General features: G+C 38.8%; 11 protein-coding genes and 2 tRNA genes. 11 read left to right on the top strand and 2 right to left on the bottom strand.

Annotated elements, in window-relative coordinates:
* Positions 1–145: 145 nt before the first annotated feature.
* Together HUK49_RS02150 and HUK49_RS02145 are read left to right on the top strand one after the other, a co-directional pair.
* Entirely contained in the window at positions 146–1,348 is a 1,203-nt protein-coding gene (locus tag HUK49_RS02150) for an MDR family MFS transporter (protein ID WP_178695949.1), read from the top strand.
* A gap of 129 nt (positions 1,349–1,477) precedes the next feature.
* Positions 1,478–2,467 carry an asparaginase gene (locus HUK49_RS02145; protein WP_191912474.1) on the top strand — a complete coding sequence of 330 codons (990 nt, stop codon included), beginning with the start codon at positions 1,478–1,480 and terminating at the stop codon, positions 2,465–2,467.
* Positions 2,468–2,754: 287 nt separating this feature from the next.
* Here HUK49_RS02145 and HUK49_RS02140 read toward each other — a convergent pair.
* Positions 2,755–2,827, bottom strand: a tRNA-Lys gene (locus HUK49_RS02140).
* A gap of 174 nt (positions 2,828–3,001) precedes the next feature.
* Between HUK49_RS02140 and HUK49_RS02135 the strand changes: the two genes are divergently transcribed.
* The gene (locus HUK49_RS02135; protein ID WP_191912473.1) at positions 3,002–3,646 is read left to right on the top strand and encodes an HAD family hydrolase; all 645 of its coding nucleotides are present in this window, start codon (positions 3,002–3,004) and stop codon (positions 3,644–3,646) included.
* Positions 3,647–3,868: 222 nt separating this feature from the next.
* Here the strand turns inward: HUK49_RS02135 and HUK49_RS02130 are convergent.
* Positions 3,869–3,941, bottom strand: a tRNA-Lys gene (locus HUK49_RS02130).
* Positions 3,942–4,191: 250 nt separating this feature from the next.
* On the opposite strand from HUK49_RS02130, the gene yycF reads away from it, so the two are divergent.
* The 8 genes from yycF to rlmH all read left to right on the top strand — a co-directional run bounded on the left by yycF (position 4,192) and on the right by rlmH (position 12,696).
* The gene (gene yycF, locus HUK49_RS02125; protein WP_191912472.1) at positions 4,192–4,899 is read left to right on the top strand and encodes a response regulator YycF; all 708 of its coding nucleotides are present in this window, start codon (positions 4,192–4,194) and stop codon (positions 4,897–4,899) included.
* Positions 4,900–4,912: 13 nt separating this feature from the next.
* A complete protein-coding gene (gene walK / locus HUK49_RS02120; protein ID WP_191912471.1) occupies positions 4,913–6,781 on the top strand; it encodes a cell wall metabolism sensor histidine kinase WalK in 1,869 nt (622 codons plus the stop codon).
* Positions 6,759–8,051 (top strand): YycH family regulatory protein, encoded by a 1,293-nt coding sequence (locus HUK49_RS02115; RefSeq protein ID WP_191912470.1) that lies wholly within the window; start codon positions 6,759–6,761, stop codon positions 8,049–8,051. Before walK ends, HUK49_RS02115 begins: the two co-directional genes overlap by 23 nt.
* A gap of 14 nt (positions 8,052–8,065) precedes the next feature.
* On the top strand, positions 8,066–8,908 hold the full coding sequence (locus HUK49_RS02110; RefSeq protein WP_102168504.1) for a two-component system regulatory protein YycI: 843 nt from the start codon (positions 8,066–8,068) through the stop codon (positions 8,906–8,908).
* Positions 8,909–8,922: 14 nt separating this feature from the next.
* Complete coding sequence (locus HUK49_RS02105; protein ID WP_102168505.1) at positions 8,923–9,729, top strand: MBL fold metallo-hydrolase; 807 nt, start codon at positions 8,923–8,925, stop codon at positions 9,727–9,729.
* A 91-nt stretch (positions 9,730–9,820) separates the two neighbouring features.
* The gene (locus tag HUK49_RS02100; protein WP_191912469.1) at positions 9,821–11,068 is read left to right on the top strand and encodes a S1C family serine protease; all 1,248 of its coding nucleotides are present in this window, start codon (positions 9,821–9,823) and stop codon (positions 11,066–11,068) included.
* Positions 11,069–11,264: 196 nt separating this feature from the next.
* Positions 11,265–11,762, top strand: a complete 498-nt coding sequence (locus tag HUK49_RS02095; protein ID WP_413230860.1) for a phosphatidylglycerophosphatase A family protein — start codon at positions 11,265–11,267, stop codon at positions 11,760–11,762.
* Positions 11,763–12,216: 454 nt separating this feature from the next.
* Positions 12,217–12,696 carry a 23S rRNA (pseudouridine(1915)-N(3))-methyltransferase RlmH gene (gene rlmH / locus HUK49_RS02090; RefSeq protein ID WP_102168508.1) on the top strand — a complete coding sequence of 160 codons (480 nt, stop codon included), beginning with the start codon at positions 12,217–12,219 and terminating at the stop codon, positions 12,694–12,696.
* Positions 12,697–12,746: the final 50 nt, after the last annotated feature.

The following is a 12,746-nucleotide window of genomic DNA, read 5'->3' as shown; positions in this document are numbered from 1 at the left end:
ATCTAAGAGAGATCGTAGGGGCCCTTTTGTGCGTTTTTAAAAGAATGGCAGGTTCTATCCCAACCATTTGATAATAAAAAGAGTTATAGTCAAGATGATAGATCCGTTTTATTAAAAAGGTGATTAAGAAAAGAGGAGGCGTAAGATGAACCGTCAAGGAATTGAATTAAAATGGTTGCTATTGGGAATGTTTTTAGGGAGTATCGGTAATAGTTTTGTTTGGCCGTTAACTACCATTTACATGCATCAACAGCTTCATGAATCATTAACTGTTTCAGGGATTGTCCTGCTTTTGTATTCCGGTGCTAATGTTGTGGGGAGTTATATCGCCGGGACATTATTTGATAAGAAAAATCCGCGGCAATTAATGCTTGGCGGGACAGTTACGGCAACTGTAATCATGGGATTATTGATTGCATTTAATGGCTGGCCGGTTTATGGAATCCTATTGACTGGCGTTGGCTTTATGAATGGTTGGATAATTACCATGGTGAACTCTTACGGAACTCAGTCTGGACAAGATGGACGATATGTTTTTAACATGTTGTACTTTGCTAATAATTTAGGAATGGTGATTGGAACAACAATTGTCGGTCCGCTTTACCAGTATGCTCATGGTAATATTTCACCAATGTTCTCGATTACGACAGTCCTTTATGTTCTTTTTAGTGCCGTTGTCTTTTTCTTTTTTAAGGATAATAAGAGCAGTCGAAGGAGTAATCGGGAAGTAGATGTGGAAGTTGAAAATAGTGAGAAGCAAGTGAAGATGCCGGTTAGTAACCTGGTCATTAGCTGGACCTTCTTTGCGGCACTTATGATTATCTGGACGATGTATGAACAATGGGCAAGTAACCTTTCCGTCTTTATGACAGATCAGGGAATTTCAATGACCAAGTATAGTCTGTTATGGACGCTTAACGGAGTCTTAATTGTGATTATTCAGTTAATTATTACTTGGATTAATCGGTACCGTTCAAACTTATATTTGCAGGTATTTCTTGGACTCTTCACAGTTGGTTTCTCCTTTGTTCTATTGTTATTTGCTAAGTCCTACATTTGGTTTGTCTTAGCGATGACAGTGCTAACGATCGGAGAAGCAACCGCATTTCCAACTATGCCGGCAATCGTTAATGAACTATCACCGGTTAACATTAAAGGCAAGTATCAGGGAATTCTGAATGCCTTTTCTTCATTGGGAAAAGCAATCGGACCGTTATTTGGTGGAATTTTAATTGAACTTTCCAGTTATCGGATCCTGTTCGTTGTTTGCGCGGTAGCTGTTTTCGTTACCTTGGCAATTGTCTTTATTGTAGTTAAGGCAAACCAATCACGAACAGTTCATTATTAAAAATATTACCCGGGAAATATAATGGAAGTATGAGGCAAGTTTCTTAGTAACTGCCAAATACTTCCTTTTTCTGTAGAATGAAATTATGTTGTATAATCAACGTTAAATAAGACGATGGAGCAAGAATAAATGAAAAAGATACTATTGCTTTCAACGGGAGGAACCATTGCATCAGTTGCTTCAGATTCAGGATTAGTTCCTCGAGAATCTGGTGAAGGGTTAATTCAGATGCTCGGTCAACTCCCGTATGAAATTGAAGTTCGCGATATTTTACAGCTAGACTCATCAAATATTCAGCCTGAAGAATGGGAATTTATCGCTAAGAAGATTTACGAATATCGAAATGATTATGACGGCATTGTTGTTTCACACGGGACTGATACAATGGCCTATACAGCATCAATGCTCTCATTTATGTTACAGGGAATTAACTTGCCAGTAGTCCTTACGGGAAGTCAGGTACCGATTAACGTGATCTTGAGTGATGCTCCGGATAATTTACGATTGGCATTTGCGGCAGCTGCAACATGTCGGCCGGGCATTTATTTAGCCTTTAGCGAGAAGGTAATGTTGGGTTGTCGAAGCGTGAAGGTGCGGACAACGAACTTTAATGCTTTTGAAAGTGTTAATGTCCCACCAGTTGCGACAGTAACATCGGATGGCTTAGTTTTTAATCCGCAACAAGTTAACTTTCCCCATGCTGATCACTGTACATTAAACACGAAGATTGATCCTCATGTATCCCTAGTTAAGTTATTCCCTGGATTTGACCCACAACTTTTGTTTGCGATGGTTGAAAATGGTTGTAAGGGAATTGTAATTGAAGGCTATGGACTTGGTGGAATGAATTTCATTCGCCGAAACATGGTTGGTGCGATCGGTGAATTAATTAAAAATGGGATTCCCGTAATTGCGACAAGTCAGTGCTTATACGAGCGGAGTGACTTAACTAAGTACGAAGTTGGTCGTGAAGCCTTACTAAAGGGAGCAATTAGTGCTCATGACATGACCTCCGAAAGTACTATTACCAAGTTAATGTGGGCTTTGGGACAGAAAATGGATGTTCATCAGGTTGCCAAATTCCTTGATCGGAATGTTGTTGGTGAGGTTAGTCTTTGATAAAAAGGACCTAGTTATTTGAAAGATGCTTGAAATCAATTTTCAAGCACTTAGATAGAAACAACCTAAGGTTAGTTCAAAATGAAAATAATCTTAGGTTGTTTTCTTCTTTGCTTTATATAAAGAGAAAAATAGAACCCGTAATAAATACCACAAGATCTACTTTAGTTTGGCTTGAATAAAGATGAGTGAAAGCAAAAATTTATTGCAATGCTGATAACTATGTTTTGAGAAGTAATTAAGTATAACAAAAAAGGCCACCGAATAATCGGTGACCTTTTTAATGATGGGCAGTCAGGGGATCGAACCCTGGACCCACGGATTAAGAGTCCGTTGCTCTGCCAGCTGAGCTAACTGCCCATGTCTTTGACAACAGGTATTATAATATCAATCTTTAATTGAATTTGCAAGACCTTTTTTGAAGAAAGTGAGGTTAAAATGAGAACGAGGAGAGATAGAAATTGATTGAAGATTCCGACTTGTATCTGTAAAGTAGGAGTTAAGAATAATTAATTGATAAAGGGATGAAAAATAATGAAGGGTGCAATTTTAAGCCTCAATCAAATTATCTTGGATACCGATGAATTACAATTCGAAGCATGGCGTAATTTAGCGATGTACGAATTTGGCATGGGGCTACCTGGAAAGATGGCTCATCAATTAGCTGGACTAGATCGACACCAAGCGTTAGAAGCGGTTCTAAGTCACTTTAACCAAACGGACGCCGACAAGGATGAACTGTTAAATGAGCAATATGAAATGTACACTAAGGTTATTGAAGGAATCGGCGAAGATAAACTTTACCCAAATGCTAAGCGATTACTAAATAACTTCTACGATCATTATGTTGATATGGCTATTAACGATGTTGACGGGCATGCAAAAGAGATTCTCCAGAAATTAAAGGTCGATGATTTCTTTGATGCCTTTGTTTCTCCAGTAGACAGCGATAACCCATACCTAAAGGCAAGCCAAGAGTTAAATGTTCAACCAGCTGCATGTATTGGGATTGGGTCTAATGCTAAGCAAGTTGCACTAATGAACGATACGGGTGTTGTTTCAATTGGTGTTGGTGATGCTGACGAGCTTAAAGCTGCTAAGTACCAAGTAAGTCAAGTTGGCGATCTGAAGTACCCAATGATTCGTAAAGTCTGGGAAGACAATGAATTAGATGAATAAATAATAAATCCCCGAATGTCAGTTTTAGGGCATTCGGGGGTTGTTTTATCGGTACTCTTCAATGCAGAAGTTCTTTTGTTGGTAATGAGAACAGGTTAGTTTGCTTATCAATTAACGATCCTTCTAAATAGTTTTATCTTACCTAATGACGTTGGGTAACAATCAAGGAAAAAATTTAAAAAAAGAAAAGACTACCAAAATGGTGATCTTGTAAACCTCTGATGGGCAGTCAGGGGATCGAACCCTGGACCCACGGATTAAGAGTCCGTTGCTCTGCCAGCTGAGCTAACTGCCCATATATCTTGTTCAATCAGAACATATATAAATGTATCATCATTCTTTAACACTGTCAATAATTTATTGGAATTTAAATTGATCTTTTACTGATGTGGTATAATGTTAAAAGAGTAATTGGGCGATCTATTAGTGATTTTTCGCCCTTTTAGTGGATTAATTAAAATCATAAACAAAGCTGAAAATTACTAGATTTTCAGTCCTTAATAACAATAATAATCAACTGTACCTATGTGGAGGTAAGTATTGATATGGCAAAAAAAATCTTAGTTGTTGATGATGAAAAGCCAATTTCAGATATCATCAAATTTAATCTTGAAAAAGAAGGCTATGAAGTCGTTGTTGCCTTTGATGGGGAAGAAGCCCTAGAAAAAGTTGAAGGTGAAAAACCTGATCTAATTATTTTGGATTTAATGTTGCCTAAGATTGATGGTCTTGAAGTAGCTAAGCGAGTACGGGCAAAAAACACTACCCCAATTATTATGGTTACTGCTAAGGACTCTGAATTAGATAAGGTCCTTGGCCTAGAACTTGGTGCTGATGATTATGTTACCAAGCCATTTTCTAATCGTGAATTAGTTGCTCGGGTAAAGGCAAATCTTCGTCGTCAAGCGGCAGTTAAGGCACCAGCTGAAGAGGATAATAACACTGACATTCAAGTTGGTGACTTAGTAATTCACCCAGAGGCATATACAGTTTCTAAGCGTGGTGAAAACATTAATTTAACTCACCGTGAATTTGAACTCCTCCACTACCTTGCAGAACATATTGGACAGGTAATTAACCGTGAGCACCTCTTGCAAACGGTTTGGGGCTATGACTACTTTGGTGATGTACGGACCGTCGATGTTACTGTTCGTCGGCTTCGGGAAAAAATTGAAGACAATCCAAGTCATCCTCAATGGTTAATTACTCGTCGTGGTGTTGGTTACTACTTAGCAAATCCTGATCAAAATTAGAGGCTAGCCAGTTGTGAACAGCAAATTAAAATTTTATCAGTCAATTAAATTTAAAATCGCCCTCGTTTTCGCGTTAATGTTAATGTTAACGTTGGAATGCGTTGGGGCGGTTTTTGTGCGTCAATTGGAACATCAGAATTTAAATACGTTTAAGCAAACAATTGAGCTTCCTTCTTACGTGGATAATTCGTTAAGTGAACAGTTAGTAAATACTAACCATAAGAAGGCTAATCAAAATATCCGGAAAATTTTGGCTGAGGTTAACAACAACAATATTTCAGAGATTCGGGTAATTGATAGTCAAGGCGTTGTTCGTGGAACCAGTAACTTCGATAATCGAAATATGATTGGTCAAAAAACTACCGAGCAAATGGTCAAGGCAACGTTGGTTAATAACCGTTCTCATACCGAAAACATCTATGATAATAGCAATCATACACGCTACTACGTTAATATTATTCCGTTAGTGGACAATAGTAATAATAACGTGGTGGGGGTTGTCTACCTTCGTGCCAGCTTAGAGAGTGTTTACTCTAACATTAACAGCATCACTTTAATTTACCTTTCTGCTGCCTTAATCACGATTGTAATTGGATTATTGCTAGCAATTATTATTTCCCAGGAAATAACTCGACCGATTGAAGAAATGCGGAAACAAACTCTTCGGATTGCCCGTGGTGATTTTTTCGGTCAAGTTCGGGTAATGGGAAATGATGAGTTAGGTCAATTAGCCGGGGCCGTTAACAACCTCTCAGTTCGGGTTGAAGAGGCGCAGGAGTCGAGTGATTCTGAGCGACGGCGGTTGGATAGTGTCTTATCACACATGTCTGATGGAGTCTTGGCAACGGACCGGCGTGGCAACGTAACAATCGTTAATAACATGGCACTCCAGTTGTTGGGGGTAGAACATGAAGATGAGCTAATTGGAAAATCAATCATTGATGTCCTTGATATTCGTCATGACTATACTGTTCGGCAACTTGTCAATAGTGAACAGAAAGAAATGATTCTCGATATGTCGAATTCGGGAAGTAATTTGATATTGAATGCTTACTTCTCACCAATTCAGCGAGAATCCGGATTTGTTAGTGGGTTAGTTTGTGTTCTTCATGACGTTACTAGTCAGCAAAAGGAGGAGCAGGAACGAAAAGAATTCGTTTCTAATGTTTCCCATGAATTGCGGACGCCATTGACCAGTGTTAAGAGCTATGTTGAAGCATTAAGTGATGGTGCATGGCAAGATAAAGAAATTGCACCCCAATTTCTAAAGGTTGTTCAGGATGAAACTGAACGAATGATCCGGATGATTAATGACCTACTGAGTCTTTCACGGATGGATGCTGGTACCACAAAATTAAACCTTGAGTACGTTAATATTAACGAGCTTTTTAACTATATTCTGAATCGGTTTGATATGATTATTAAGAAAGAAGAAGATCCGAAAAAGAAAAAGTACACGATCGAGCGCTTCTTTACCAAGAAGGATTTATGGGTTGAAATTGATACCGATAAGTTTACTCAAGTTATTGACAATATCATGAATAATGCGATTAAGTATTCGCCAGATGGTGGTGTAATTACTGCTCGGTTATTAGAAACGCACAATCATGTTATTATGAGTATCTCTGACCAGGGACTTGGAATTCCACGAAAGGATTTAAGCCATATTTTTGACCGCTTCTTCCGGGTTGATAAGGCGCGAAGTCGAAAACAGGGAGGTACAGGACTTGGTCTTGCCATCTCCAAAGAGGTTGTAAACATGCTTGGTGGTCAAATTTGGGTTGATAGTGTTGAAGGAAAGGGTTCAACTTTCTACATTTCCTTACCATACGTACCATATGAAGAGGGGGACGAGTGGGATGATCAAAAAGATCAAAACTAATTGGTTAGCCATTGCGTTAACCATTGTAGTGGTAATCAGTTTGTTCTTAACTGCTGCAATTTGGTCCAACCCTATACAATATGAACGAACGAGAGATAGTTCGAATTCACGAAACCTCAATACAACCCAGTCAATCGGTGATTTATATTTGCCGACCCAGGTGGTACATGTTGATGCTAATCAACAACAATTCTTACTGTATAGCTCACGGAAAAATTTGATTACGACTATTCGGCACCAATTACGCAGTTATCAGTTAGGACGCGCTAGTCTGGTAAAAAGTGATAATAGCGACGTTTACCTTAGCTATCTTCACCAGCCTAATTCGCTAATGGTAAGTTATCCGGACAGTATTACGGGAACAATCTTTAATGAGACTTTTTCGCAGTCGATTGATACTAGTCGGGTTAAGCAGATTGACCATATTTTAATTCCGTTAAATAATCCACGGAATATTTATTTATTAAATGATCGCGGCTATAAAGTCTACCGGACACGAATTAACCAGGCAAAGGGTAATAGTAGCTTAAATTCCTTGATTAAGGGGACAGCAAAAGTAGAAGTTGATCATAAAATTATTCACGGTCAAACGATGCTCCTTTACCCAAAGAGCTTTACATTACCGGTTTTTGGCTACCAGGTAACAGCACAAAATATTGATACCTTAAGCCAAAACCTTATTAGTACAAATAAGCAGTCTTCAATTACAACCGAACGTAAGGGAGACACAACGGTTTATCGTGATGGTGAAAATAAGCGGGTAATTTATAATCACCAAAACGGTACCGTCCGTTATGAGAATTATGTAAGTCATGATGATGTGCCTAAATCTAGTCAGCTATATAGTTACTTCTTTAATCGAATCGCTAAAACTGGAATTCCAATGGATAATCTCCGCTATGATGGGATTAGTGATCATCAGCGGACCATTAATTACCGAAGCTATGTCGAAGGATTTCCAATTTTTAACTCTGTTGGGTATGGCGATATTCGGATGTCATCAAAGGTTAACGGAATGAGTAAAACGTGGTTGAGCTTATATAGTATTCAAGTTCCATTGCCGATCAATCATAAGCCGGTTCGTCTTCCTTCAACGACCACGGTCTTTAAGCAGCTTCGGGCAAGTAACCGACTTAAGGATATTAAAGGGATCAGAGTTGGTTACCTTTGGAAAGAAAATACAAGTGATAACAGTACTGTTAAGTTAACGCCAACCTACTTTGTTGACTATCATGGACAGTGGGTTGACTACACCGAATTACAGAAGTAAGGGGGCATTGGAAAATGGACTTTAAACGAATTCAATGGATCTTTTTCTTTGCTTTCTTACTCTTTGATGTAATTATTGCGAGTTCATTATTGGTCGAAAACCGCTTTATCGTAACGAATAACCAAAGCAGTCGCTCATCCGTAATTTTGAAAGAAATGAAAGATGATTCGATTAGTTATGGAAAAATAAATGGTGGTCAGCAAAAAGGATACTATCTTTCAGGTTACCGTTCTACTGAAGATGGTGCGTTAGATAATGCATCAACCCGGCTTCATAATCAAGAAACACACTTTTCGAGCAATACCTTAACGAGTGAATTTAACGATCCGATTAACGTTAATATCGAAACGCCTAATGTGCGACTAAATGAACTAGTTCATAACAGCCATCAGATAGCATTAGGGAAGCATTACCAATACAACCCAAACCTTTCAACGAAACGTGTAATTGTTTATACACAAATGGTTGAAGGACGGCCGGTAATGAACAATGATGGGCAGATTCGTTTTCGGGTAAATTCTAACCATGAAGTAACGAGCTATACGCAGACCTTTTTAGAGGGCGTACGAATTCTTCGTCCAGAAACGGCCACGATTAGTCAAAAACGGGCTGTTGTTTGGCTGTACAAACATAATCAGATTCCAAACAATTCACGAATTCGGTGGGTTCAGTTAGGGTATTCAAGATTATTAAGTACAAATACTAATAACCGGAATGTTTATATTCCAACCTGGGTTGCGGAGATTAAAACTAAGAACTCAGGAGCGGTTGAACGAATCTCAATTAATGCTTTTAACAGTACCATAATGAAAAATACAACTACTAGTGTTAATACTGAAGCACTAAATCAGAAGTAAAGGAGTAATCTGAGGTGACAGAACAGGACCCATTACGTTACAGTATTTTGGCGAGTGGGAGTACAGGGAATGTAACTTACTTGGAAACCAATGAGCATCGAATCTTGATTGATGCTGGATTAAGTGGCAAACGGATCGAAAATTTAATGGCGAAGATTGACCGGTCACTAACAGATGTTGATGCAATTTTTGTAACGCACGAACATACTGATCACTGCCATGGAGTAGGCGTGCTCGCCCGACGCTATGGAATGGATATCTATGCAAATCAGGGAACTTGGGATGCAATGGCCAGTAAAATTGGTAAAGTTCCGTTAGAGCAAAAGCATATTATCGCACCAAACAGTGTTAAGGATTTGGGAGACATTGACGTTGAAAGTTTTGCCGTTTCCCATGATGCAGCGGAACCGCAATTCTATCAGGTTCACCATAATAACAAGACCTTTTGTATAATTACGGATACTGGTTATGTTTCTGACCGGGTTGAAGGGACAATTCGAAATGCAGACGCCTACCTAATGGAATGTAATCATGATACGGAGATGTTACGGATGGGGCCATATTCTTGGCCATTAAAGCAACGGATCTTAAGCGATACGGGACACCTTTCTAATGAAGAGGGAGCAGATGCATTGATGGACGTTCTTGGTTCGCGGACCAAGCGAATTTTCTTAGGTCACCGGAGTCAGCACAATAATATGCGTTCATTAGCTCACCTGACCGTGGCAACGATGATGGAGAGGCATGATTTTGGTGTTAACCATGATTTCCAACTTGTGGACGCGGAGCCAGATAAGCCAAGCAAACTTTTAACAGTGTAATAGTCATCAAAAGACAGATGAAATTTCAAGCTTTTTTCATAATTTAACGATATATTGAACTTGATAATTATGAGATTGGGGGAGTTATTTGATGAGTGACCAAAACCAAAAACAGCGGAATACCAAAAATAAATTTTGGCTAAAAGTGGCTGGAGTGGGTCTTGTCGCTGGTCTAATCGGTGGCGGCCTTTCGCTAGGAATTGGTAATGTGATTGAAAATCATGTTCAAACCGCTAGCACGAACGTTCCTGCAGGCTCAAGCAAGTCTGGAGGAACTAAAGTAAATAAAAATAAGGCGAACTTAAGCAATCAAGCAACCAAGGCTTATGATTCTACAAAGGATGCCGTTGTTAGTGTTATTAATAAGCAGGAAGTTCAGTCATCCAATCAAGGAATTATGGGAATGTTTGGTGGTCAAACTAGCGGTGACTCTTCTAGTTCAGATGGTTCACAAAACTCTGGTAAACTTCAGACAGCCAGCGAAGGTTCTGGAGTAATTTATAAAAAGAGCGGTAATTCTGCCTATATCGTTACTAATAACCATGTTGTTAAGGGTTCAAATGCGTTGCAAGTAATTCTAAGTAATGGCCGCAAGGTGGATGCTAGTCTTGTTGGTTCAGATTCTGCGACTGATTTAGCAGTTTTAAAGATAAACTCAGCTAACGTTAAAACGGTTGCCGAATTTGGGAACTCAAACTCAATTGCGGCTGGTCAAGACGTTTTAGCAATCGGTTCACCAATGGGTAGTGAGTATGCTAATACCGTGACTAAGGGGATTATCTCTGCAAAGAGTCGGACGCTAAAGAGTGGGACAGACGGAACATTAACTTCTGTTATCCAAACTGATGCAGCAATTAATTCAGGTAATTCTGGTGGTCCATTAATTAACATGGCTGGTCAAGTAATTGGAATTAACTCAATGAAGTTAGCCGGGAGTAGTGATGGCTCTTCCGTTGAGGGGATGGGCTTTGCTATTCCAAGTAACGAAGTGGTTAAGATTATCAACCAGTTAATTAAGAATGGTAAGATTTCTCGGCCTTCACTGGGAATTAGTATGATTGACTTAAGTCGAGTAACAACCGATCAGCAACAGTCTGTTCTCAAATTACCATCAAGTATTACTAAGGGTGTCGTTATCATGGATGTTCAGAGTGGCTCAAATGCGCAAACAGCAGGTCTTGAACAGTATGATGTTATTACAAAACTTGGCGATACTAAGATTACGAATACTAGCTCGCTAAAATCAGCATTGTATAAGTACAAAGTAGGCGACACGACTAAGGTAACTTATTACCGTGATGGTCAGTCTCATACAGCAACATTGAAGCTGGCAAAATAAATTAAGTATGAAGAAGCTGGGAATTAACTCATTTAAGAGCCTGCCAGCCAGCTACTGTGCTGTTGCAGTATTATCTTTAAAACAGTGAAGAGGTCGGGTTATTTCCTGGCCTCCTTTTTTTGAAAATTGAAGTAGGTTGTCCTTAGTATTATTTGCATTATAATAAAATCATTAATAGAAGTGGGGAGAAATGAAGATGAATAATCCTAAATTTAAGTATCCTGATACTAAGGCCTATGATTTTGTGGTAGACCGGCTTGCAAAGCGTGGAGTAACTCAATCAGATTTGGCAAAGATTGTTTATGAAACCCAGCGTCAGTATGAACCTGATGTTACTCTGAAAGAGTGTGAAGATGCCGTTGTTGACGTTATGCATAAGCGAGAACTAATGAATAACGCAATGGTTATGTTGGAATTGGATCGGTTAACAGAAGAAGGACAAGTTGAGGAGCCGCTTGCTTCAATTATTAAAAATGATGCTGGAGTGTTTGGAGTAGATGAAACAATTGCTCTTCAAATTGCAACGATTTATGGAACAATTGGAACAACAAACTTTGGCTATTTTGACCGGGTTAAGTCCGGAATCATGAAGAAGTTCGATACCTCAGACTTGCACGTTAATACTTTTATTGATGATCTGCTTTCAGCAATCGTAGCAGCGGTTTGTGGAAAGATTGCTCATAAGTATGCTTAACCTCGAGAAATAACGAATGATTGAACTGTTCGGTTAGTTAAATATTCAGCAATCCACGGATCGTGATTTTGGGACCACAATCCGTGTTATTTTTTAACCAAAATTGGCTGTGAATTAGCTTGTGGAAAAGTTAGTGGAAAAATCAGCAAAATTATTTTACTATTGTAAAAGTGCCTTGATAACAGTCATTATCGATGTGTAAAACTTATCCACAAGTTAAAAATTATACTGTGGATAAGTGGATTATCTTAAAAGTGGTAAGAGAAAATCCTTGTCATATCAAGCAATTCAAGCGTTACTGACGAACGGTTGTTTTTGTTGATAACTGTGGATAAGTAAAAAGGTAGTAAGCGCATTCAATTTGTTTTTCCTGCCGAACATTCGGGAAAAAAGGAATTATAATTAATTACTTGTGGATAACCCTGTGGATAAAATGTTGAAAGTGGTGGATAAGTTGAATATTAAAATTATTGGTGTTGGCAAATTAAAAGAAAAGTATTTTAAAGCAGGAATTGCGGAATATTCAAAGCGGCTTGGTCGTTTTTGCAAATTCCAAATTGTTGAAGTTCCAGACGAAAAGGCGCCAGAGTCACTAAGTCAGGCTGAAATGAATGAGGTAATGGCGAAGGAAGGAGAGCGGATTCTGGAGAAGATTAAGGATAAGGAGTATGTTTATGCTTTAGCGATTAAGGGAAAAGAGCGGACTTCGGAAGAATTTGCTAAGGAGATTAACCAGTTAACCACGTATGGCCATAGTGATATTACCTTTGTGATTGGTGGGTCTTTAGGTCTTAGTCCAGAAGTTTTAAAACGTGCTGATACCCAAATCTCATTTGGTCGCTTTACTTTGCCTCACCAGTTAATGCGGTTGGTATTAACTGAGCAGATTTATCGGGCATTTACCATCATTAATGGATTGCCTTACCATAAGTAATAAAAAGTTCACAAATGCTCAATCTTTCATTTGTGAACTTTTTTTGATCA

Source organism: Limosilactobacillus portuensis, from assembly GCF_014838735.1.
In the GTDB taxonomy this organism is placed as follows: domain Bacteria; phylum Bacillota; class Bacilli; order Lactobacillales; family Lactobacillaceae; genus Limosilactobacillus; species Limosilactobacillus portuensis.
Note: the sequence above shows the minus strand (reverse complement) of the source record. Positions and strands in the feature narration are given on the sequence as shown.

Coding starts and splice junctions, on each gene's coding strand:
- HUK49_RS02150 (WP_178695949.1), top strand. CDS start 146: ATGAACCGTCAAGGAATTGAATTAAAATGGTTGCTATTGGGAATGTTT.
- HUK49_RS02145 (WP_191912474.1), top strand. CDS start 1,478: ATGAAAAAGATACTATTGCTTTCAACGGGAGGAACCATTGCATCAGTT.
- HUK49_RS02135 (WP_191912473.1), top strand. CDS start 3,002: ATGAAGGGTGCAATTTTAAGCCTCAATCAAATTATCTTGGATACCGAT.
- yycF (WP_191912472.1), top strand. CDS start 4,192: ATGGCAAAAAAAATCTTAGTTGTTGATGATGAAAAGCCAATTTCAGAT.
- HUK49_RS02115 (WP_191912470.1), top strand. CDS start 6,759: ATGATCAAAAAGATCAAAACTAATTGGTTAGCCATTGCGTTAACCATT.
- HUK49_RS02110 (WP_102168504.1), top strand. CDS start 8,066: ATGGACTTTAAACGAATTCAATGGATCTTTTTCTTTGCTTTCTTACTC.
- HUK49_RS02100 (WP_191912469.1), top strand. CDS start 9,821: ATGAGTGACCAAAACCAAAAACAGCGGAATACCAAAAATAAATTTTGG.
- HUK49_RS02095 (WP_413230860.1), top strand. CDS start 11,265: ATGAATAATCCTAAATTTAAGTATCCTGATACTAAGGCCTATGATTTT.